17 protein-coding genes are annotated in these 22,615 nt (G+C 72.5%); 8 read left to right on the top strand and 9 right to left on the bottom strand.

Translation table 11 applies throughout. The features are described 5' to 3' along the window. Positions 1–21: 21 nt before the first annotated feature. The 3 genes from PYR72_RS13320 to glgX form a co-directional block, all read right to left on the bottom strand. Positions 22–1,275: a M14 family zinc carboxypeptidase gene (locus PYR72_RS13320; protein WP_275460401.1), complete on the bottom strand. Its 1,254-nt coding sequence runs from the start codon at positions 1,273–1,275 to the stop codon at positions 22–24. Positions 1,276–1,484: 209 nt separating this feature from the next. Next, positions 1,485–3,827, bottom strand: coding sequence for a malto-oligosyltrehalose synthase (gene treY / locus PYR72_RS13315; RefSeq protein WP_275455551.1), 2,343 nt, complete (start codon positions 3,825–3,827; stop codon positions 1,485–1,487). A 114-nt stretch (positions 3,828–3,941) separates the two neighbouring features. Further along, a complete protein-coding gene (gene glgX / locus PYR72_RS13310) occupies positions 3,942–6,074 on the bottom strand; it encodes a glycogen debranching protein GlgX (protein WP_275455550.1) in 2,133 nt (710 codons plus the stop codon). A gap of 327 nt (positions 6,075–6,401) precedes the next feature. On the opposite strand from glgX, the gene PYR72_RS13305 reads away from it, so the two are divergent. From PYR72_RS13305 to PYR72_RS13295, 3 genes are all read left to right on the top strand, one after another. Continuing rightward, positions 6,402–7,649, top strand: a complete 1,248-nt coding sequence (locus PYR72_RS13305; protein ID WP_275455549.1) for an SAV2148 family HEPN domain-containing protein — start codon at positions 6,402–6,404, stop codon at positions 7,647–7,649. A 149-nt stretch (positions 7,650–7,798) separates the two neighbouring features. Then, positions 7,799–8,518, top strand: coding sequence for a 3'-5' exonuclease (locus PYR72_RS13300; RefSeq protein ID WP_275455548.1), 720 nt, complete (start codon positions 7,799–7,801; stop codon positions 8,516–8,518). Next, a complete protein-coding gene (locus PYR72_RS13295) occupies positions 8,515–9,000 on the top strand; it encodes a GNAT family N-acetyltransferase (RefSeq protein WP_275455547.1) in 486 nt (161 codons plus the stop codon). The genes PYR72_RS13300 and PYR72_RS13295 overlap by 4 nt, the downstream gene beginning before the upstream one ends. A 36-nt stretch (positions 9,001–9,036) precedes the next feature. Here the strand turns inward: PYR72_RS13295 and PYR72_RS13290 are convergent, their stop codons facing one another. Next, positions 9,037–9,900: an aminoglycoside phosphotransferase family protein gene (locus PYR72_RS13290; protein WP_275455546.1), complete on the bottom strand. Its 864-nt coding sequence runs from the start codon at positions 9,898–9,900 to the stop codon at positions 9,037–9,039. 146 nt (positions 9,901–10,046) lie between these two features. Here PYR72_RS13290 and mgt point away from each other — a divergent pair, with 146 nt between their 5' ends. Next, complete coding sequence (mgt, locus tag PYR72_RS13285) at positions 10,047–11,249, top strand: macrolide-inactivating glycosyltransferase (RefSeq protein ID WP_275455545.1); 1,203 nt, start codon at positions 10,047–10,049, stop codon at positions 11,247–11,249. Positions 11,250–11,288: 39 nt separating this feature from the next. Here mgt and PYR72_RS13280 read toward each other — a convergent pair whose 3' ends face one another. Next, complete coding sequence (locus PYR72_RS13280; RefSeq protein ID WP_275455544.1) at positions 11,289–12,953, bottom strand: sigma-70 family RNA polymerase sigma factor; 1,665 nt, start codon at positions 12,951–12,953, stop codon at positions 11,289–11,291. Positions 12,954–13,368: 415 nt separating this feature from the next. Here PYR72_RS13280 and PYR72_RS13275 point away from each other — a divergent pair, with 415 nt between their 5' ends. Next, the gene (locus tag PYR72_RS13275) at positions 13,369–14,802 is read left to right on the top strand and encodes a glycoside hydrolase family 43 protein (protein ID WP_275455543.1); all 1,434 of its coding nucleotides are present in this window, start codon (positions 13,369–13,371) and stop codon (positions 14,800–14,802) included. Positions 14,803–15,182: 380 nt separating this feature from the next. Then, positions 15,183–16,139: a CDP-alcohol phosphatidyltransferase family protein gene (locus PYR72_RS13270; RefSeq protein ID WP_275455542.1), complete on the top strand. Its 957-nt coding sequence runs from the start codon at positions 15,183–15,185 to the stop codon at positions 16,137–16,139. A 94-nt stretch (positions 16,140–16,233) separates the two neighbouring features. Here the strand turns inward: PYR72_RS13270 and PYR72_RS13265 are convergent, their stop codons facing one another. After that, positions 16,234–18,498, bottom strand: coding sequence for an MMPL family transporter (locus tag PYR72_RS13265; protein WP_275455541.1), 2,265 nt, complete (start codon positions 18,496–18,498; stop codon positions 16,234–16,236). Between the two features lie 236 nt (positions 18,499–18,734). Between PYR72_RS13265 and PYR72_RS13260 the strand changes: the two genes are divergently transcribed. Continuing rightward, positions 18,735–19,283, top strand: coding sequence for a DUF1697 domain-containing protein (locus PYR72_RS13260; protein WP_275455540.1), 549 nt, complete (start codon positions 18,735–18,737; stop codon positions 19,281–19,283). Between the two features lie 52 nt (positions 19,284–19,335). Next, entirely contained in the window at positions 19,336–19,953 is a 618-nt protein-coding gene (locus tag PYR72_RS13255; protein WP_275455539.1) for a TIGR03086 family metal-binding protein, read from the top strand. Between the two features lie 207 nt (positions 19,954–20,160). Here the strand turns inward: PYR72_RS13255 and PYR72_RS13250 are convergent, their stop codons facing one another. From PYR72_RS13250 to PYR72_RS13240, 3 genes are read right to left on the bottom strand one after another with little or no spacing between them, the layout of a single operon-like run. After that, entirely contained in the window at positions 20,161–20,904 is a 744-nt protein-coding gene (locus PYR72_RS13250) for a sirohydrochlorin chelatase (protein WP_275455538.1), read from the bottom strand. 5 nt (positions 20,905–20,909) lie between these two features. Further along, positions 20,910–21,812 carry an ABC transporter permease gene (locus PYR72_RS13245; protein ID WP_275455537.1) on the bottom strand — a complete coding sequence of 301 codons (903 nt, stop codon included), beginning with the start codon at positions 21,810–21,812 and terminating at the stop codon, positions 20,910–20,912. Further along, positions 21,799–22,611: an ABC transporter ATP-binding protein gene (locus PYR72_RS13240; protein ID WP_275455536.1), complete on the bottom strand. Its 813-nt coding sequence runs from the start codon at positions 22,609–22,611 to the stop codon at positions 21,799–21,801. The genes PYR72_RS13245 and PYR72_RS13240 overlap by 14 nt, the downstream gene beginning before the upstream one ends. Between the last annotated feature and the right edge of the window lie 4 nt (positions 22,612–22,615).

Raw genomic sequence — 22,615 nt, 5'->3', positions numbered from 1 at the left:
CGGTGCGCCGGGCGGGCACGCTCAGAACCCCGCGTCCCCCCGCGCGCAGGCCGCGGCGGCCAGCACCGTCCGCACCTGGTGCTCGACCTGGTCGGCCAACGGCACCCGCCGCGCGCGGAACCGGTCGGCGAACGACTCGCACCACTCGGCGACCAGGTCCTCCAGGAACGGCGCCCCCGGGGCGTCGGCGTCCGCCAGGACACGCCGCAGCATCGCCGCGGCCCGCAACGGCAGCCGGCGCCCGAAGGCGTCCACACTGCCCACGTACGCCGTCGACAGGTCCGGCGGCGGCCCGTCGGTCCAGTCCCGGGCCAGCCCCGGCACCAGGGCCAGCGCCCACCGGGCCGCCCGCAGCAACGGCCCCTCGGGCCCCGGCAGCCGCGGCAGCTCCTCGGCGAGCACCCGCTCCACCCGGCCCGCGTCCGCGAGGAGCCGCCGCGCCAGATGCCGCAGCGCCGCCGCCGGGGCCGGGTGCGGGGCGATGTCGTCCACCAGGTCGCTCGCCCACATCGGCACCTCGACGACCGCGGTCAGGCCGCCGTACCGATGGGCGTGGTACCAGGTGCTGTGCCGGGCGTCGTCCGGCAGGCTCGGGTAGGCGGGGTGACCGCCCGGCCGGGGCATCACGAACACCCCCGGCCCGGACACGGGCCAGCCCGCGGCGTCCGAGGCGCTCCTCTCCACCGGTATGCCCAGCTCGGCCGCAGACTTGGCGAACGGCTCGGCCAGCCCCGGCACGTTCCTCGTCAGCTGCACCCAGCTGCCGCCGAGATCCGTGCCGTGCAGGGTCACCTGGAGGTAGGGCCGCAGCTCGTCCAGCACGCCGAACAGGGCGTGCGTCTCGGGCGGCAGCCGGTCCGGCGGCAGCACCGACGGCGACCACTCCGGCTGCTCGGGACCGGCCGGACGGAAGAACCCCAGGTGGTAGTCGAGGAGCGTGCGCGGCGCCGGGGTCGTGTGCAGGCTCGCCCCGTCCGGGTCCGCGCAGAGCACGAAGTGCCAGGAGACGCCGGAGCGCAACTCCCGCTCCCGCGCCACTCGTTCGGCCAGCGCCAGCACCGTGGAGCCGCCGGTCGGCTCGTTCGCGTGGGCCCCCGCGACGACCAGGACCGCCCGTCTCGCATGGCCGACGGACAGCAGCCGCAGCGGCCGGCCCGCACGGGACACCCCGATCCGCCGCAACGAGCACAGCCCCGGCCGGCGCTCCGTCAGCGTCCGTGCCCCCGCCTCCAGTTCCGCCACCGTGGGATAACCGAGCTCCGACAGCAGACCCACCCCCGTCCAGTCCACCTGGCATCAGCATCCGCGCACCCGGCGCGGCCGGGTGGGAGATATGCCCAGTGTCCGTCCATATGGGGGGCGGCGCCCAGGGGCGCCCGAGCGCACTCGTCGTTTTCGGCCACGCGGGCCGTCGCTCCCCGGCCGCCGGCGTCCGCGTCACCCGGCGGGGCGCCGGCAGGGCCGCGTCCGCGCCGAAGGGCCCGTCACACTCCGACCCGCTCCAGCAGCGCGACCGGCAGGGTCGCGAAGAGGTCCGCCACCCGTACGTCGCCGGTGAACTCCCGTCCCCCGCCCGCCACCTCGGCCCACCGGCCCTCCGGCAGCCTCAGCCGGGTGTCGCCCCAGCCCCCGGCCTCCGCCAGCCGCAGCGACAGACGCGTCACCGCCGTGACCACCTCCCCGGACCGCGCGAAGGCCACACAGTGCCCGGCCCGCGGTCCGTCCGCCGGCAGCGGCACGTACGTCGCCGCGTCCCCGAACACCTCCGGCCGCCGCGCCCGCAGCCGCAGCGCGGCCGAGGTGAGCCGGAACTTGTCGGTGCCGGTCCCGTCGGGCTCCTCGTCCCGCGGCGCGAAGGGCCGGCGGTTGTCCGGGTCCACCAGCGCCCGGTACTCGCCCTCCGTGCCCTGGTAGAGGTCCGGCACCCCCGGCATGGTCAGCTGCACCAGGGCCGCGCCGAGGCTGTTGGCCCGCACGTACGGCTCCAGCTCCTCGCGCAGCGCGGCGACCCGCGCGTCCACGGCGGGGCCCTGGGCGACGAAGTCCGCCACTGCCCGTTCGTACTCCGGGTCCTGCTCGGTCCAGGAGGTCTGCAGACCGGCCTCCCGCACATGCTTCAGCAGGGCCTCCCGCAGCCGGTCCGGGTCCGCGGGTCCGAGCCCGAACGCCGTCTGCCAGGCCGCCCACGCCAGCTGCGGATCCGGTGCGCCGGGCCCGTCCCGGGTCACGTCCGCCAGCACGCCGGCCCATCGCCCGGGGCACTCGGCGAGCACCGCGACGGCCGCCCGCACATCCGCGCTGCGCTTGGTGTCGTGGGTCGACAGCACGGTTCCCGTGGCGGGCCAGTCGCGCTGAATCCGGGCACAGTAGGCGTGGAAGTCCCGCACCGACACGGCCGGACTCCCGGGATCGCCCCCCACCTCGTTCGCCGACAGCAGCGGGACATAGCGGTAGAACGCCGTGTCCTCCACCGACTTCGCCCGCAGCGCCGACGAGGTCTGTGCGAACCGCGCCCGGAACTCCGCGTGTTCGGGCCCCTCACCGCCCCGGCCCAGCACCAGATCCCGTACGGCGTCCACCGAGCGGGCCTCCTCGGGCACCACGAACAGCGCGCGTGCCTCGGCCGCGGCCTCCTCGGTGACGACGAGCGAGGCGTCCTGGGAGGGGTAGGGCCGGTACACCTCCATGCGCGCGAGCAGCTCGCACAGCGCGGTGCGCAGCGCCCACGGCGCCTGGTCGCGCAGCGCGAGGTCGGGGGAGCGTTCGCAGAGCCGGTGCGCCACCCGGGTGAGCCGTTCCACCTCGGCGACCAGCTCGTGCGTGAGCACCCGGTACGCGGCCCGGCGGACGGTCGCCTCCCACGCGCCGCCCCGGTCCGGCTGAGCGGCGGTGAACCGCCGGTATTCGCCCAGCAGTTCACCGGCCCCCGCCGGGTCCGTGAACAGCCCGTCGACGTGCCGCAGCGCGTCGTAGCCGGTGGTCCCCGCGACCGGCCAGTCCGCCGGCAGCGGCTCCCCGTCCGCCAGGATCTTCTCGACGACGGTCCACCGCCCGCCCGTCGCCCCGTGCAGCCGCCGCAGATAGGCGCCCGGATCGGCCAGCCCGTCGGGATGGTCGACGCGCAGCCCGTCGAGGACGCCCTCCTCCAGCAGCCGAAGGACCGTCGCATGGGTCGCGTCGAAGACGTCCGGGTCCTCGACCCGCACCCCGATCAGCTCCGAGATGCTGAAGAACCGCCGGTAGTTCAGCTCCGTCCGGGCCAGCCGCCACCACACCGGCCGGTACCACTGCGCGTCCAGCAGCTGCGGCAGCGGCAGCTTCTCGGTGCCCTCGCGCAAGGGGAACCTGTGGTCGAAGTAGCGCAGCTCCCGCCCCTCCACCACGAACCGCCCGGCCTCCGCGCCGAGCGGCCCGCCGAGCACCGGCAGCAGCACCCGGCCGCCCTGTGCCTCCCAGTCGATGTCGAACCACCGCGCGTACGGCGACTCCGGACCGTCCCGCAGGACCTCCCACAGCGCCCGGTTGTGCCGGGGTGCCATGGCCATGTGGTTCGGCACGATGTCCGCGACGAGACCGAGCCCGTGGTCCCGGGCGGTCCGGGCCAGCGCCCGCAGCCCCTCCTCACCCCCGAGCTCCTCCCGCACCCGCCCGTGGTCGACCACGTCGTACCCGTGCGCGGACCCGGGCACGGCCTCCAGCACGGGGGAGAGGTGCAGATGGGAGACGCCGAGGGAGGCGATGTACGGCACGGCGGCCGAGGCGGCGGCGAACGGGAAGCCGGGCTGGAGCTGGAGGCGGTAGGTGGCGGCAGGCACGACAGAGGTCATGCAGTCCTACGTACCCGCCCCACGACATTTGGAGCACCCCGACACGCGACGCCGCCCGGTCCGCCGCCTGCGCGACGCCGGGCCGGGCGGGTCCGGGCGGGTCCGGGCGTCCGTCTAGGCCCGCCTCCGGAACACGGCCATGCTCCGGTCCACCAGCGCCACCCGCTCCCCGGCCGCGACCTTGGGTCCGTCCGCGGGGACCGCGTCCTCGCGTCCCGTGTCCACGACCAGCTGCCACTGCGGCCCGTGGTTGACCGGCACCACGAACTCCAGCCGCTCCGCCGACGCGTTCACCATCAGCAGGAACGAGTCGTCGCTGATCCGCTCGCCGCGCGCGCCCGGCTCCGAGATCGCGTTGCCGTTGAGGAACACGGTCAGCGCCCCGGCCTGCGCCGAGTCCCAGTCCCGCTGCACCATCTCCTGTCCGCCCGGCGTGAACCAGGCGATGTCGGACAGCTCGTCGTGCGTGCCCTCCACCGGGCGGCCGTGGAAGAACCGCCGTCGCCGGAACACGGGGTGGTCCTTGCGCAGCCACACCATCGCGCGGGTGAACTCCAGCAGGTCCCCGAAGACGTCGTCGCCGGCGTCGCCGTCCTCGCCGGACGGCCACGGCACCCACGACAACTCGTTGTCCTGGCAGTAGGCGTTGTTGTTGCCGCCCTGGGAGCGGGCGAACTCGTCCCCGTGGCTGAGCATCGGCACACCCTGCGAGAGCATCAGGGTGGCGATGAAGTTGCGCATCTGGCGGACCCGCAGCCCGGTCACCCCGGGGTCGTCGCTCTCGCCCTCGGCCCCGCAGTTCCAGGACCGGTTGTGGCTCTCCCCGTCCCGGTTGTCCTCGCCGTTGGCCTCGTTGTGCTTCTCGTTGTAGGAGACCAGGTCCCGCATCGTGAAGCCGTCGTGGCAGGTCACGAAGTTGATGGAGGCCAGCGGGCGGCGCCCGTCGTCCTGGTACAGGTCGGAGGAGCCGGTCAGCCGGGACGCGAACTCCGCGAGGGTGCGCGGCTCGCCCCGCCACAGGTCCCGCACGGTGTCGCGGTACTTGCCGTTCCACTCGGTCCACAGCGGCGGGAAGTTCCCCACCTGGTAGCCGCCCTCGCCCACGTCCCAGGGCTCGGCGATCAGCTTGACCTGGGAGACCACCGGGTCCTGCTGGACGAGGTCGAAGAACGACGACAGCCGGTCGACCTCGTGGAACTGCCGGGCCAGCGTGGCCGCGAGGTCGAAGCGGAAGCCGTCGACGTGCATCTCGGTGACCCAGTACCGCAGCGAGTCCATGATCAGCTGCAGCACGTGCGGGGACCGCATCAGCAGGGAGTTGCCCGTGCCCGTGGTGTCCATGTAGTAGCGCGGGTCGTCCGTGAGCCGGTAGTACGACGGGTTGTCCAGGCCCTTGAACGACAGCGTCGGCCCCAGGTGGTTGCCCTCGGCGGTGTGGTTGTAGACCACGTCGAGGATGACCTCGATCCCCGCCTCGTGCAGCGCCCGCACCGCCGACTTGAACTCCAGCACCTGCTGCCCGCGGTCGCCCCAGGAGGCGTAGGCGTTGTGCGGGGCGAAGAAGCCGATGGTGTTGTAGCCCCAGTAGTTGCCGAGACCCATGTCGGCCAGCCGGTGGTCGTTCACGAACTGGTGTACGGGCATCAGCTCCAGTGCCGTGACGCCCAGGGCGGTCAGGTGCTCGATGATCGCCGGATGGGCCAGCGCCGCGTACGTGCCGCGCAGCTCCTCGGGCAGCCCCGGGTGGCGCATGGTGAGACCCTTGACGTGGGCCTCGTAGATGACGGTGTGGTGGTACTCGGTGCGGGGCCGCCGGTCGTCGCCCCAGTCGAAGTAGGGGTTCACCACGACGGAGGTCATCATGTGGGGGGCCGAGTCGAGGTCGTTGCGCTCCTCGGGCGCCCCGAAGCGGTAGCCGTACACCTCCTCCCCCCACTTGACCGAGCCGCTGATGGCACGCGCGTACGGGTCGAGAAGCAGCTTCGCGGAGTTGGAGCGCAGTCCGCGCTCCGGCGCGTACGGGCCGTGCACACGGAAGCCGTACCGCTGTCCCGGCATCACACCGGGCAGGTACGCGTGCCGCACGAACGCGTCCGACTCGCGCAGTTCCACCGCCGTCTCGGAGCCGTCGTCGTCCAGCAGACACAGCTCGACTCGATGCGCGGCCTCCGAGAAGACCGCGAAGTTGGTACCGGCGCCGTCGTACGTGGCACCGAGGGGGTACGCCTGTCCAGGCCAGACCTGCATGGATACGACTCTTCCAGTTGTCGCGCGCCGCTGGGGCGACTCCGAGGGGAGTCTCCCCCAAACTGACAAAACCTCCTAGGACATACGTCCCTCCTGCCCCGTGACGGGCACTTCGTGACGCCCCGGAGGCCGCCGGTGTCGCCTCCGCGCCGCCCGCCGCCGTGAAGCGGCTCACTTCCGCGACCGACTGCGGGCCGGAACGGCCGGGTCACACGCGGTAGTTGGGAAACGACCTGTCCATCCGGCTGTATCGTCACCCGCTACCGGAGTACCCTTCCTTGATCGTTGAGTAGGGGCGAGCTCGGGTGAGCGGAAGGCGGTGCGCGGGTGGGCTCGGGAGGGCTGGAGCTTCCTCCTGGTGACACGGGCGACACGGGTCACGAGGGGAACTCCACGGATGTCCCGCCCGGCGCGGTGTCCCTGGCACGGCCGATGGAGACGGGTTCCATCGGCCCGGAACTGGACTGGAACGCCGACGCCTGGCTCGAAGTGCGCACCCGCGCCCAGCGGGCGGGCCGCGCCTACATCTGGCTGAACCTCGTCGAGCAGCGGCTGCGCGCCGTGGTGGCCGCCGTGTTGCGGCCCGTCTACGAGCCCGTCCACGGCGACGACTGGGTGGTCGCCGCCGCCGGGCCCGCCGGCCAGGAATGGGTGCAGCGCGCCGTCGCGGTCCGCGAGGTCAGCCGCCGCAAGGGCTATCTGCTCGACCCCGCCGACGACAACGTGCTCAGCTTCCTCACCCTGCCGCAGCTGCGCGAGCTGATGGTGCAGCACTGGCCCTGCTTCGAGCCCTACATCGACGAGCGCCGCGACGTGGAACTGGCCCTGGACGAGCTGGAGGTCACCCGCAACGTCGTCTCCCGCAACCGGGCCCTGTCGGAGGCCGTCCTCGCGCAGGCCGAGCGCGCCTCGGCGAAACTGCTGGAGATCCTCGGCGCGGGCAGCGACGTGCCCTCCGCGCGCCGGCTGCCCGTCGACGCGGTCGAGGAGCTGGTCGGCGACCGGTACGCGGACGTGGTGGGCGTCCACCCCGACCGGGTGCGGCTGCTGCGGCAGTTCCCCGCCGAGGACCTCTTCGGCGGCGCCCGCCGCCTCGACGCCATCGGCATAGGGCTGAACCTCCTCGTGCAGAACTTCTCCGGGCGGCGGCTCGTACGGCTCGCCGAGTCCGGCTGCCGGGCGCGGCTGCTCTTCCTCAACCCGGCCTCCAGCGCCGTCAAGCGGCGCGAGCGCGAACTGGGCATAAAGAGGGGCGAGCTGAGCCGCGCGGTCGAGATGAACATCCTCCACATGCGCCGGGTCCGCTCGCGGCTGCGCGACCCCGGCGCCTTCGAGATCCAGGTCTTCGACGAGACACCCCGCTTCACCGCCTACCTCGTGGACGGCGACGGCTCGGACGGGGTCGCGGTCGTCCAGACGTATCTGCGGCGGACCCGGGGCATGGAGGCACCGGTCCTCGTCCTGCGCGGCGGCAGCAGGGTCCTCAAAGCCGACGAGAACGGCGAAGCCGGGCTTCTGGACACCTATCGGGAGGAGTTCGAAGTGGCGTGGGCGGACTCGCGACCCGTGTCGTGAGCCGGACGTGACGCGGGCGCCGCACGGCCGGTGACGGTGGCGGTGACGGTGGCGCGCGGGCGCCGGGCGGAAGGCGGTCCCCGGATTGTCAGTGGCCCGTGCGATGGTGGTGGTCACTGGGGGAAAGCACCACCGAGGAGGGGGGCCACATGGGTTGGCACCGGCAACTGCTGATCGGCTTCGACCTGGAGACCACCGGGACGGACCCGCGTGAGGCGCGGATCGTCACGGGCGCGGTGATCGAGGTCAGGGACGGGGAGCGGATCGGACACCGGGAATGGCTGGCCGACCCGGGCGTGGAGATCCCGGAGGAGGCGGTGGGCGTCCACGGCATCACCAACGCCCGCGCGGTGGCCGAGGGCAGACCCGCCGACCGGGTCGCCGACGCCATCGCCGACGTCCTCGTCTCCTACTGGCGCACGGGCGTCCCGGTCGTGGCGTACAACGCGGCCTTCGACCTGAGCCTGCTCTCCGCCGAGCTGCGCCGGCACGCCCTGCCGTCCCTGCGCGACCGGCTCGGCACGGACCCGGCGCCGGTCATCGACCCGTACACGATCGACCGCTCCGTCGACCGCTACCGCCGGGGCAAACGCAACCTCGAAGCGGTCTGCGGGGAGTACGGCGTGGCGCTGGACAGCGCGCACGACGCCTCGGCCGACGCCCTGGCCGCCGCCCGGCTCGCCCGCGCGATAGCCGAGCGCCACCCGAAGGTCGCCGCTCTCGGCCCGGCGGAACTGCACCGCCGCCAGATCGAGTGGTACGCCGAGTGGGCGGCCGACTTCCAGGCGTTCCTGCGCCGCAAGGGCGACCCCGAGGCGGTCGTGGACGCGACCTGGCCGCTGCGCGAACTGGAGGACGAGACGGTATGACCGCGACAGCGATCTCCCTGCGCGAAGTACGCGACGGCGACCTGCCGTTCTTCTGGCGGCACTGGTCCGATCCCGAGGCCCGGCAGGTGGCCGCCTTCACCGGGGCCTACCAGTACGACCGGGCACTCTTCGACCGGCACTGGGCGAAGCTGCGCGCCGACCCCGAGGTGCTGAACCGCACGGTGGTCGCGGACGGCGAGGTCGTCGGCTCGATCGCGGTCTACGGCCCCGCGGACGAACGCGAGATCACCTACTGGATCGACCGCGCCCACTGGGGCCGCCACATCGCCACGGCCGCCCTCACCGCCCTGCTCGACCTCGTGCCCACCCGCCCCCTGCACGCCCGCGCGGCCGCCGACAACACCGGCTCGATCCGCGTCCTGCAGAAGTGCGGCTTCGTCGTCACCGGCCACGACCGGGGTTTCGCCCGCGCCCGCGACGCCGAGACCGACGAAGTGGTGCTGATACTCCGGGCCGCCTGAGCCGGCACCGTTCCGCTTCCTTCCGCTCCGCTCCGCTCAGAACGGGTACCAGCGGACCGTCTCGTCCCCGTCGCGCAGCGAGGCGACACGGCGTTCGAACTCCGCCAGCGCCCCGGGACTGCTCGGCGCGTGCTGGGCGACCCAGGCGCAGCTGGCCGTCTCACGGGCGCCCCGCAGCACGGAACAGCCCTCCCACTCCCGTACGTCCCAGCCGTAGGCGGCGGTGAAGGCGTCGTACTCGTGCGCCGGCAGGCCGTAGCGGTCGTGGGAGAGGGCCATGACGACCAGGTCGTGCTCGCGCAGGTCGCCGGAGAAGGTCTCCAGGTCGACGAGGACCGGGCCGTCCGGGCCGACGTGCACGTTGCGGGGCAGGGCGTCGCCGTGGATCGGGCCCGGGGCCAGCCGCGGGGTGAGGGCGGCCGCGGCCGCCGCGAACCCGTCCCGGCGCTCACGGAGATACGCCGCGTCCGCCGGGTCGATCGCGTCCCCGGCCAGGCGCAGCCAGCGCTCCACCCCGCCCAGCAGGTCACGGCGGGGCAGGGCGAACGGCGGGGCGGGCAGGGCGTGGACCAGCCGTAGCAGTGCGGCCACATCGGCGGCGCCGGCCGGGCGGACGGGGTCGGGCAGGCGGTGCCACACCGTCACCGGGTGCCCCTCGACGAGCAGGGCCCGCGCCGAGGCGGCCCGTACGGCCGGGAGGCCCGCCTCGGCGAGCCAGGCCGCGACGGTCAGTTCATGGCGGGCCCGGTCCAGGAGTTCGGCGTCGCGGCCCACCCGGACCACCAGGTCATCGGCGGCGAACACCGCGTTCTCGCCCAGCGCGAGCAGCCGCGCCTCCCGGGCCGCACCGGGCAGTACACCGGCCGCGTCCAGGACGTCCCGCGCCCGTGCCTCGTCCATCCTTCGCCTCCGTGTTCGTACGGCCGGCGCTCCCCTCCGGGGGCACCGGGTTCACGCCCATGGGGCCAGTCTCGCATTCGCACAGGTCGGGGCCTCTGCAGGGAAAGTAGTTGCACGAGACGTCTCGTCTCGCGTACGGTCGGCGCATGACCTTCCACATCGCCATGTTCTCCATCGCCGCCCACGGTCACGTGAACCCCAGCCTCGACGTCATCCGCGAGCTGGTGGCCCGGGGGCACCGGGTCACGTACGCGATCCCGCCGGCCTTCGCGGAGAAGGTGGCGGAGGCCGGCGCCGAACCGAAGCTCTGGCACTCGACCCTGCCGGGACCCGACGCGGACCCCGAGGCGTGGGGGACCACGCTGCTCGACAACGTGGAGCCCTTCCTCGACGACGCGATCCAGGCCCTGCCCCAGCTCGCCGAGGCGTACGAGGGGGACGAGCCCGACCTCGTGCTGCACGACATCACCTCCTACCCGGCGCGGGTGCTCGCCCACCGCTGGGGCGTCAAGGCGATCTCGCTCTCCCCGAACCTGGTCGCCTGGACCGGCTACGAGGAGGAGGTGGTCGAGCCCCTGTGGGCCGAGCCGAGGAGGACGGAGCGCGGCCGGGCCTATTACGCCCGCTTCGCGTCCTGGCTGGAGGAGAACGGGATCACCGAACACCCCGACCCCTTCGTCGGCAGACCCACCCGCTCCCTCGTCCTCATCCCGAAGGCACTGCAGCCGCACGCCGACCGGGTCGACGAGAGCCGGCACACCTTCGTCGGCGCCTGCCAGGGCGACCGCGCGGCACAGGGCGGCTGGGCGCGGCCGGAGGGCGCGGAGAAGGTGCTCCTGGTCTCGCTCGGCTCCGCCTTCACCAAGCAGCCCGACTTCTACCGCGCCTGCGTACGGGCCTTCGGCGACCTGCCCGGCTGGCACGTGGTGCTGCAGGTCGGCCGGCACGTCACCGCGGCCGAGCTGGGCGAGGTCCCGGCCCGTGTGGAGGTGCGGGACTGGGTGCCACAACTCGCGATCCTCAAGCAGGCCGACGCGTTCATCACCCACGCGGGCGCCGGGGGCAGCCAGGAGGGGCTCGCCACCGCCACGCCCATGGTCGCCGTGCCGCAGGCCGCCGACCAGTTCGGCAACGCCGACATGCTCGAGTCGCTCGGCGTGGCCCGGCACCTCCCCCGGGAGGAGGCGACGGCCGAGGCCCTGCGCGAGGCGGTCCTCGCCCTCGTCGACGACCCCGAGGTGGCCCGTCGGCTCGACGTGATACGGCGGGAGATGGCGACGGAGGGCGGCACCCGGCAGGCCGCCGACCTCATCGAGGCGGAGCTGGACGGGATGTCCCCGGCCGCCTGACGCCACGTCACATGACCGTCCCGGACGGGGCGTTCGACGTCAGGCCCAGGGCGCCACGAGGACGAAGGAGCGACTGGCCCGGTACGCGGCCGTGTTCTCGGAAGGGTCGAGCCACAGTTGGAGATCGTCCCGGTGGCGGAGGTAGCGGCCGGGGTAGTTGTACGACTCCAGGGAGACCGAACCGGCCGTGGAACCGGGGCGGGGGCAGAACGTAACGTCCTTGCGGAAGATGGCGGAGCCGTCGTCGGCGTCCAGCCGGACACGGAACGCGTAGTGCCGCAGATACCTGCCCGCGGCGTCCCTGAGGGAGTAGCAGCGGGGGTCGGCCAGGCCGGGAACGAAGGTGAAGGTGGCCGCCCGACGGGTGGCGGCGGAGCTGGCGGCGTTGACCGGGCTCAGGGCGCCGAACCGGCCGGAGCCGCTCACGTAGTCACCGTGGTCGTCGACCGAACGGAGGGAGTGCCGCCCCGAGAGGGGCGCCTCGGCCGTCACGGTCGGTGCCGCTGCCGGCGGCTGTGTCCGTTGCTGCTTCTGCTTCTGCTTCGGTGACGGCGTCGGCTTTCGTGGGGCGGAGGTCCTCGGGGAGGGCAGCGCGGACGAGGGGGCGGGTGACGGCGGGGCGGCGACGGCGGGCCGCGGAGCCGGCTCGTGCGCTCCCGTGAACGTGTACCAGGCGACTCCGGCCGCCGCGAGCGTGACGACGGCTGCGGCCGAGGCCGCGACTGCGGTCGCCGCGGGCTTGGCGGCCGTGGTGCCGATCGTCCGCGCCGCACCATGCGTACCGCCCGCCGCGCTCTTCGCGCTGCCCGCCGCCTCCTTCGCGCCGCCCGTCGCATCCTTCGTGCCGTCCGCCGGGCGCGTGCCCGCCCCCGCGGCCGCTCCGGCGGTGTCCGCCCCCGGCACCCTGGCCAGGACCAGACCGGCCAGGCCGACCGGCACCGGCACCAGCGCGAGGCCGGCCAACAGCCTCTCCGCCGGTATCAGGTCGGACGAGTTCGACAGGCATTGCGGGCAGTCCCGGACATGGCGGGCCAGCCGCTTGCGCCACAGCCCTGACGGCCGCCCGTCCCATGGGGCGAGGGCTGCGGCCAGGTCCGTACAGCGCGGCGAGGCCGTCACGGCCCGGACGACCGTGCGGGCCGTCTCCAGCCGTTCCTTGACCCGCTGGATCCGTACCGCCGCATGTTGCGGCGCGAGGCCGCAGGCCGCCGAGAGTTCGCCCCGGGTCAGTTCGCCGGCGCTCTCCATCCACCACAGCGCGAGCACCTCGCGCTCCTCGTCCTCCAGCCAGCGGGTGGCCTCGACCGCTTCGCGCCGCTGGCCCGAGAGCGCGAGCCGCAGCACCACCAGGCCGGTGAAGTCGGCCTGCGGATCGGCGTCGTGGGCGCTCGCCTCCAGGGGCTCCGCCGTGAGCCAGGGCCGCCCCCTGCGCCACCGGTCACGGATCTGTCGCACGGTGATGGCGACGAGCCAGGACCGGAACCGGTCCGGTCGCTCCAGCCCGGGCAACCCGTCCAGGACCCGCATCATCGTCTCCTGGACCACGTCGTCGACGTCGCCGTGGCCGTTCAGCGCCCGGCCGACGATGTTGTAGACCAGGGGCAGGCAGTCCCGTACGAGCTGTTCCGCCGCCTGCCGGTCCCCGGCCCGCGCCGCCATGACGACGGCGACGTCCGTCCGTTCCCGCGCGTCCTGCGAGCGCACCCCGCCTCACCTGTCCCGTCGCCGTGCCGATCCGTCGCGGCGACAGTGTGCCAGGAGCAGATCCGGAGGACCGGCGCGGGTCACTCCCGTCCTCACCCCACGCACCCCACGTCTCCTCGCCCCACGTCTCCTCGGGGTCGGCGCCATGTGTGCGGCGATTTCCGTACGGCGATTTCTGTTATGCGCGGCGTAGACGGCGCGTCTCCTGTGCGTACCGCTGCCTCTGTCCCTCCTCCCTCTTGACTCCCGTTCTTACGCAGCTCTAACTTCGTGCCCGACTTTACGAACAATGTTCGCAATGTCGAACAAGAGGGATGTGTCGGACTTCCGGCCCGCTCCCGCGGTACACACGCCCGGCACTTCGCTCCCCACTCCGTCCCGGCACCCGCACCCGCACAGAGACAGGAAAACGCGCATGGCAAGGGTTCTCACCCGGCTCGCGGCGATACTGGTCGCAGTCGGCCTCCTCTTCACCTCGCAGTCCCTGACCACGGCCCAGCAGGCGGCCGCCGCCGACCCCGGCTACCTGATGGTGCACTTCACCGGCGAGGGGGCGGCCAACCAGCAGATGTACCTCTCGCACAGCGCGGACGGCGTCCACTGGAACGACCTCAACGGCGGTGCCATGGTGCTGCGTTCCACGATCGGCACCAAGGGGGTGCGCGACCCCGCACTCGTGAGATCCCCCGACGGCAAGAAGTACTGGATCATCGCGACCGACCTGTGCATCGGCTGCGGCCAGGACTGGAACGCCGCCATCAACAACGGCAGCCGCAACCTGGTGGTGTGGGAGTCGACGGACCTGGTCTCCTGGTCGCAGCCTTGGCTGCTCAACGTCGCCGGCGCGATCCCCGACGGCCGCAACGCCTGGGCCCCCGAGGCGATCTGGGACTCCGCGACCAACGACTACGTCCTGTACTGGGCGACGAACGTCCCCCTCAACGGCAAGACGAAGCACCGCATCTACTACGCCCGCACCAGTGACTTCCGCACGATCGGCGCCCCGCAGACCTACATCGAACGTCCCGGCGCCCAGGAGATCATCGACACCCAGATCATCGAGATGCCCTCCGGCGTGGGCAACTACCGCTACGTGCGCGCCTCCGGCGACGGACAGATCACCCTGGAAGGCAGCAACTCCATCCTGGGAACGTGGACCGACCTCGGCAACCTCTCCGGCATCGGTCTGACCGGCGCGATGGTCGAGGGCCCGATGTGGATGAAGTTCAACGGGCAGAACAAGTGGGGCCTCTACCTCGACCAGTACGCCGCCGGCCGCGGCTACATGCCGGTCCTGACGACCGACCCGTCCAACCCCGCCTCATACCAGACGCAGGCTGCGGGAAGCTACGCCATGGGCGGCACGAAGAAGCGTCACGGCTGGATCCTGAACCTGACGGCCGCCGAGGAGAGCCGGGTGCTCGCCCGCTGGCCCAACACCCCGGTCCAGCGCCTGCAGTCGTTCAACTTCCCGGACCGGTACGTGCGTCAGTCCGACTTCGACGTGCGCATCGATCCCGACGTGAGCCCCGCCGACGACGCCCAGTTCCGGATGCGGCCCGGCCTCGCGGGCACCGGGACCGTCTCCTTCGAGTCGGTGCGGTTCCCCGGGTACTTCCTGCGCCACGCCAACTACGACTTCCAGCTGGTGCGCTACGACGGCACCGCGCAGTTCGCCGCCGACGCGACCTTCCGCAAGGTCGCCGGCCTCGCCGACCCGGCCTGGTCGTCGTTCCAGTCCTACAACTTCCCCGACCGCTACCTCCGCCACTACGCCTACCAGCTGCGCCTCGACCCCGTCACCACCGCGACGGGACGGAGCGACGCCACCTTCCGCCTGACGGACTGACCGTGACCCGGGGCAGGCCGGCGCCTCCGTGAGGGAGCGCCGGCCTGCCCGCTTCGGATGGCTGACGTCACCGGCGGTCACGGCCTCCATCGTGATCGCGAAGGCGACGAGAGCGTTCGGCTCGTCACCGGTGAGAGGGCGGATAGCGGGGCAAGCCGTCAGGTTCCACGTGAACCGTGAAGTCCCGGCACATTTTAGGTAACGGTCCGGTCTTTTCATAACGTTGAGGTAACGCCCGTCCCGCGAGGCGGACGCATCGACTCTGATGCCGGGTTGGACCGTTACCCCCTGCGAAAGGTTGTGGTCGGCGCTTCTTGTACCTCGGATGAAGCGAACCCAAGCTGGGTGTGAATTCATTTCGAACGCCAGGAAGTTGACCCATGCGCCGAGACATACCCGACCTCGCGGAAGTGCGCCGCGTCACGCAGAAGAAGCGCGACGCCTGGTGGACCGTGCTGCTCGTCGACCCGGTCGCCACCCCGCTGGTGCGGCTGACCGCGAAGTACACGAGGATCACACCCAACCAGCTGACCTGGGGTGCCTTCGTGCTGGGTCTGGTCTCCGCGGCCTTCTTCGCCCTCGGCGACTGGCGCTGGCTGATCGTCGGCGCCCTTGTCTACCACCTGAGCTTCATCCTCGACTGCATGGACGGCAAGGTCGCCCGGCTCACCGGCCAGGGCTCCGTGTTCGGTGCCTGGCTCGACTTCGTCTTCGACCGCGTCCGCGTCGCCGCGTGCTCGGTGGCCCTGATGGCCGGCCAGTACCACCGCACGGGCGACACCCTCTACATCTGGCTCGCCGCCGCCGTCATCGGCTGCGACGCCCTGCGCTACATCAACTCCCTGGAGACCTTCAAGGTCCGCCACACCATGCGCAAGCAGATCAAGGCCCGGCTGCGCGAGGCCCGCCGCGCCGAGAACGAGCGGGAACTGGCCTTCATGGAGGACCTGCTGCGCGAGAACCCCGAGGCCGACATCGAGCAGGACCTGCGCACGGCCGCCGCCGAGGTCACCCGGACCGCGCCGCAGGCCCAGGTCGTCGACCTCCACCAGGAGTTCCGCCGCCGCTTCCCCGCCTATCTGCGCGTCCGGTCCTTCCTGCTGCGCCACCGGGTCCGCCCCCACCTGGTCAGCGGCATCGAGTTCCAGATGGGCGTCTTCATGATCGGCCCGTTCGTCGACTCCGTGCTGACGGCGACCGTCGTCTCCGGCGCGCTGCTGCTCGTCTTCGAACTCGCCATCGTCTACAAGCTGCTGCTCTCGACCCGCGACTTCACCCGCACCCTCGACTCCTTCGACCGGGGAGACGTACGCGAGGACGTGGCCCAGGCCGCCTGAGCCGGCGGACGCGCCTGTGGGCCGGGGGGCGGTGACACCCCCCGGCCCACAGGCACGTCCGGAGATCCGGAGATCCGAAGACCCGGAGATCCGGTCAGACCCGTACCCGCGTGTCCCGCCCGGCCGGCACGGGCTCCGGGCCCGGCTCCGGCGACTCGTCGTGGGTGAGGTCCGGCAGCCGGTTCAGCCACGCCGGCAGGTACCAGTTGCGCTCGCCCAGCAGGGCCATCACCGCCGGGAGCAGCACACCCCGGATGATCGTCGCGTCGATGAGGACGGCGGCGGCCAGGCCCACGCCCATCTGCTTCATCGACTGCATGGACAGCGTCCCGAAGATCGCGAACACGGCGACCATGATGACGGCGGCACTGGTCACGACCCCCGCCGTGGTGACCACCCCGTGCCGGATCGCCTCCTTCGTCGTACGGCCCCGCAGCCGGGCCTCACGGATCCGCGAGACCACGAACACGTGGTAGTCCATCGACAGCCCGAACAGGATCACGAAGAGGAACAGCGGCAGCCAGGTGATGATGGCGCCGACGCCCTCCGCACCCACCAGCGAGGCACCCCAGCCGTGCTGGAAGACCGCGACGAGGATGCCGTACGCGGCGCCCACCGACAGCAGGTTCAGCACGATCGAGGTCACCGCGATCGTCAGCGAGCGGAACGACAACAGCATCAGCAGGAAGGCGAAGACCACGACGAAGGCGAAGACCGGGACGACCGCTCCGGTCAGCTGGTCGTTGAAGTCCTTGTTGCCCGCGACCTGCCCGGTGATCGGCGCCTCCACCCCGTCGACCTCGCCCAGTGTGGCGGGCCGTACCTCGTCGCGCAGCCGGTCCAGGCTCGCACCCGCCCGGTCCTGGTCGGAGCCGCCCACCAGCGGCACGTACACGAACGCCACGTTCTGCGCGTCGTGGACCTTGATCTCCACCGGACCGCGGGAGGCGCCCGAGGCCACGGCCTCCTTCTTGAAGTCGGCCAGCGCGCCCCGCACCTCGGGGGCGTTGATGTCCTTCGCCTTCACGACCACCTCGGCCGGCTCCGAGCCGCCCGGGAAGGCCTCGTTCACCCGGTTGTAGGTCTGCACGATCGGCAGCGAGTCACCGAACTCCTGGTCCAGCGTGAGGTTCTGCGTCTTCATCCCGACCGCGGGCGCGGCCACGGCGAGCAGCGCACCGGCCGCCACCACCAGCGACAGCGCGGGCCTGGCGAGGACGACCCGCAGCACGGCGTTCCAGAAGCGGCTCTCCGCACCGGCCCCCGAGCGGCCGTTCTTCCGCCGCTTCTCCGGGTGCAGGAACGGGATGCGGCCCTTCTCGACCCGCCCGCCCAGCAGCGACAGCAGCGCCGGCAGCACCGTCACCGAACCGACCATCGCCACGGCGACGACCATCAGCGAGGCCAGGCCCATCGCCTCGAACTCGGCGAGCCCGGTGAACAGCATGCCCGCCATCGCCACGCACACCGTGACACCGGAGACGATGATCGCGCGGCCACTGGTGGCGGCCGCCACCCGCAGCGCGGTCTGCGCGTCCCGGCCCGCCGCACGCTCCTCGCGCTCGCGGCGCAGATAGAACAGGCAGTAGTCGACGCCGACGGCCAGACCCACCAGCAGCATCACGGAGTTGGCGGTGTCGCTCATCGGGATCACATGGCTGACGATGGCCATCAGACCCATGGTCGCCATGATCGCGGTGACGGCCAGCGCCACCGGCAGCAGGGCCGCGACGACGGCGCCGAACGCGATCAGCAGGATGCCGAGCGCCACCGGCACGGCCGAGTACTCGGCCTTCTGGAAGTCGTCCCCGAAGGCGTCGTCGAACGTCTTCATCATCGAGGCGCCGCCGATCTCCTCGATCCGCAGCGACCCGTGCTCCTTCTGGACGCCCTCGACGGCCTTCAGCACCGGCTCGATCCGCTCACCGGCGGTGTCCGACGCGCCGCGCACGTCGAACTGCACCAGCGCGCTGCGGCCGTCCTTCGAGATCGTCCCCGTGTCGTACGGCGAGGTCACGTCGCCGACCCTGCCGGTGCGCCCGACGGCCTCCATCACGTCGTCCACGGCGGCCCGGAACGCCGGGTCCGTGGCCTTGGTGCCGTCGTCCTTCGCCTGGACCAGGACGCTCTCCCCGGCGGGCTCCTCGATCCCCGCCTTCTCGACGATGTGGGCCGCCGCGCTGGTCTCCCCCTTGAGCTGGTCGCTGTCCTTGACCTCGACCGAGCCCATCGCCGAGCCGATCCCCATCGTCAGCACCACGAACAGCACCCAGATCCCGACGGCCGCCCATCGGTGCCGGGCGCTCCAGCCGCCGGCGCGGGCGGCGATCCCCCGCACCCGTACGTCTCCGTTCCCCATGACGGGCCAGCCCCCTCGGTGACGATGGCGGCCCCCTGCCGCCATCTTTCGTTTCGAAGGTATGGGCCGGATAAGCGCATCTCATCGTGCTGCCCGGTGAGCGCCGACGCCTACGGGTCCTCCCCTCGGACCGCACCCTCTCCCCACCAGGGAGGACAGTGGCCCCCTACATCTATCCCGCCCCGTCGGGGCCGCCCCTGAGGGTGCACCGGCCCCGGCCTGCCTATCGTGGCTCCATGACGACGTACGCGGCGCTCCTGCGCGGGATCAATGTGGGCGGAAACAAGAAGGTCCCCATGGCCGATCTCCGCACCCTGCTGACCGGCCTCGGCCACACCGGCGTGGCCACCTACCTCCAGAGCGGCAACGCGGTCTTCACCAGTGACCACGGCGACGAGGACTCCCTGGCCGCCGAACTGACGACCGCCCTCGCCGGGCACTTCGGCTTCACCGTCGACGTCCTGGTGCGCGACCACGCCTACCTGGAGGCCGTCCGTGCGGCGTGCCCGTTCCCGGCCGCGGAACTGGAGGGCAGGCAGCTGCACGTCACGTACTTCTCGGAGACCGTGGAGGCGAGCCGCTTCGAGGGCGTCGACCCCCGGGACTTCCTTCCCGAGGAGTTCGGGCTCGGCGACCGCGCGCTCTACCTCCACACCCCCGACGGCCTCGGCCGCTCCAGGCTGGCGGAGACCCTGGCCAAGCCCCGCTTCCAGAAGGGCCTGATCGCCACCACCCGCAACTGGAACACGGTGGCGAAACTGGCGGAGCTGACCGTGGCGGGCTGACTGTCGCGTTTGTTCAAGAGGACCGGGGCGCGCCGTCCCTAGCGTGGGCCCCATGGAGAGCCACGACAGCACCACGCACCCGCACCACCCGCACCACCCGCACCATCCGCACATGCGCGCATGCGCCGCCGAGGCGGCCCGGATCGCCCGGGGCGTCACGCCGGACCGACTCCCCGCGCCCACCCACTGCGGCGACTGGGACGTGCGCGCCCTGGTCAACCACTGGGTCCTGTACACCTCGCACGGACTCGAACACCGCGCCCTGCGCGCGCCCCTCCCCGAGGAACTGACACAGCGCGACTTCACCGCCGCACCCGACTGGGCCGACGCCTACGCGGCCCGGCTGGACCGCGCGGTCACGGCCTGGGCCGACCCGGCGGTGTGGGAGGGCGACATCGACCTCGGCATGGGCCCGCTGCCCGCCGCCGACCTCGCCGGCATGATCATCAAGGAGATGGCCGTCCACGGCTGGGACGTGGCGACCGCCACCGGCCAGTCCTTCCGGATCCCGGACGACACCGCCCGTTTCGTCCTCGGCGTCGTGGAGACCCACGGCGACCTCTACCGCCGCTACGACGGCTTCGCCGATCCGGTCCCGGTACCGGCCGACGCACCGGTGTTCGACAGGGCGCTGGCGTCGAGCGGCAGGAATCCCGCACGCGGCGTCTGACGCCGGGCGCGGCGGCGGGACGGACTCAGGCCGCGGCGAGCTGCCGCTGTCCGAGGGCGGCGGTGTAGCGGCGCAGCAGCAGCGCGGCCAGTTCGGGGGAGGGGCCGAGCGCCTCGGCGAGGACGTCCGTGTTCGACAGGGCGCTGGCGTCGAGCGGCAGGAATCCCGCTCGCGGCGTCTGACGCCGGGCGCGGCGGCGGGGCGGACTCAGGCCGCGGCGAGCTGCCGCTGTCCGAGGGCGGCGGTGTAGCGGCGCAGCAGCAGCGCGGCCAGTTCGGGGGAGGGGCCGAGCACCTCGGCGAGGACGTCCGCGCCCGCGTCGGCCGCGCCGGCAGCGATTCGGTCCGGCAGCCGTCCGGGGGCGATGACGTACGGCGCCACGGCCACCCGCTCGCAGCCGAGGGCCCGCAGTTCGCGGACGGCGTCCTCGGTGCGGGGCAGGGACGCGGAGGCGAACGCGGGCCGCACGGCGCACCAACCGGTGTGCCACCACTCCCGCGCGATGTCGGCGATCACCGCGATCGCCTCCGGGTCCGAGGACCCCGCCGAGGCCAGCACGACCCCGGTCGAGGACTTGTCGGCGGGGCTGAGCCCCGCCTCGTACAGCCGGCGTTCGAGCGCCGACAGCAGCAGGGGCGAGGGGCCGAGCACCCCTGCCCGGCGGACGCGCAGGGAGGCGGGTGCCTCCCGCAGGACCGCCGGGATGTCCGCCTTGGCGTGGAAGGCGCGGGTCAGGAGCAGGGGCAGGGCCACCACGTCCCGGACGCCCTGGGCCGCCAGCGACTCCAGCACCGCCGGGACCGAGGGGGTGTCGAAGTCGAGGAAGCCGGTCTCCACGCGCAGCCCGGGGCGCAGCGCCCGCACCCGCCGGATGAGGGCGTGCACGGTCGCGGCGTGCCGCGGGTCACGGCTGCCGTGGGCGACGACGAGGAGAACCGGATGCTCGGTCATGGGGACTAGCTCTTCACCAGCAGGCCGCGGCTGCGCAGCACCCACCGCTCCAGCGGGCTGAACAGCAGCAGGTCGATGGCGATACCGACGATCAGGATCAGGAAGATCGCGAGGAACACCTGCGGCATGCTGCTGTTGGTGCGGCCCGCCTCCAGCATCTGCCCGAGGCCCGAGCCGATGTCGGGCGCCTTGGCGATGATCTCGGCGGCCATCAGCGAGCGCCAGGAGAACGCCCAGCCCTGCTTCAGTCCGGCCACATAGCCGGGCAGCGCCGCCGGCATCACGATGTGCCAGGTGCCCTTCAGTCCGGTCGCGCCCAGGGTGCGGCCGGCCCGCAGGAACAGCGGCGGCACCTGGTCGATGCCGGACACCAGACCGTTGGCGATCGACGGGACCGCGCCGAGCAGGATCACCGTGTACATCACCGACGGCTCCAGTCCCAGCCAGACCACCGCGGCCGGCACCCACGCCACCGACGGCAGCGACTGCAGACCGGACAGGATCGGGCCGATCGCCGCGCGGACGATCCTGACCTGGGCCACCAGCAGCCCCAGCGGGGTGCCGATCGCCAGCGCGGCCAGGAAGCCGAGCAGACCGCGCGAGACGCTGGTCCAGATGGATTCCAGGAGGGTTCCCTGCAGCCACGCCTGCCGCACCTCGTCCCACACGGCGGAGGGCGCGGGCAGCTTGTAGGCCGGCGCGACCTCCACCAGTACGAGGAGCTGCCAGACCGCCAGCACCAGGGCGATCGCGATGACCGGGGGCAGCACCTTCTGGACGAGCACCTGGCGCAGCGGCGGTCGCCCGGTCTGCACCGTGTCCAGTGCGTCGAGGCCCGCCTCCAGCCCGGCGAGATCGTCCGTGTCGTCGGCGGGTCCGGGGCCGCTCTTGGTCTCAGTGCTGGCCATGGCGGCGGATCTCCCTACGCAGTTCTTCGGTGATCTCGACGGACAGCTCCGCCACGGCGGTGTCCTCGATACGGCGCGGCTGCGGGATGCCCACGGTCCACTCGCGGGCCACCCGGCCGGGGCGCGAGGACAGCAGGACGACCCGCTCGGCCAGCCGCACCGCCTCGCGCACGTTGTGCGTCACGAACAGCACCGACACCTGTGTCTCGCGCCAGATCCGGGTCAGCTCGTCGTGCAGCACGTCCCGGGTGATGGCGTCGAGCGCGGCGAACGGCTCGTCCATCAGCAGCAGCTTGCTCTCCTGCGCCAGGGCGCGGGCCAGGGCCACGCGCTGGCGCATACCGCCGGACAGCTCGTGCACCCGCTTGCCGTACGCGCCGCGCAGCCGGACCAGACCGAGCAGGTCCTCGGTCCGTTCGCGCCGTTCGTTCTTCGGAACTCCCCGCAGTTTCAGGGCGAGTTCGATGTTCTTGCCCGCGGTGAGCCACGGGAACAGGGCGTGCTCCTGGAACATCAGGGCCGGACGCCCGTCGGTCGTGATGCTGCCCGTGGTCGGGGCGTCGAGACCCGCGACCAGGTTGAGCAGCGTCGACTTGCCGCAGCCCGAGGCCCCCAGGAGGGTGACGAACTCGCCGGGGGCGACATCGAGCGTGATGTCGTCCAGGACGAGCTGCTGCCCGGCCGGTCCGGAGAAGGACTTGGATACGTGCTCGATACGGGCGGCGTGCTCGGCCGCCTGGACGCCGTCGGCGGCCTTGGCGAGTGCGGTGGCCACGGTCGTCACCTCCTGGGAACTCATCGGA

The sequence above is a fragment of the Streptomyces sp. VNUA24 genome (assembly GCF_029167005.1).
In the GTDB taxonomy this organism is placed as follows: Bacteria; Actinomycetota; Actinomycetes; order Streptomycetales; family Streptomycetaceae; genus Streptomyces; species Streptomyces scabiei.
This window is presented reverse-complemented; position numbering and strand designations above follow the sequence as displayed.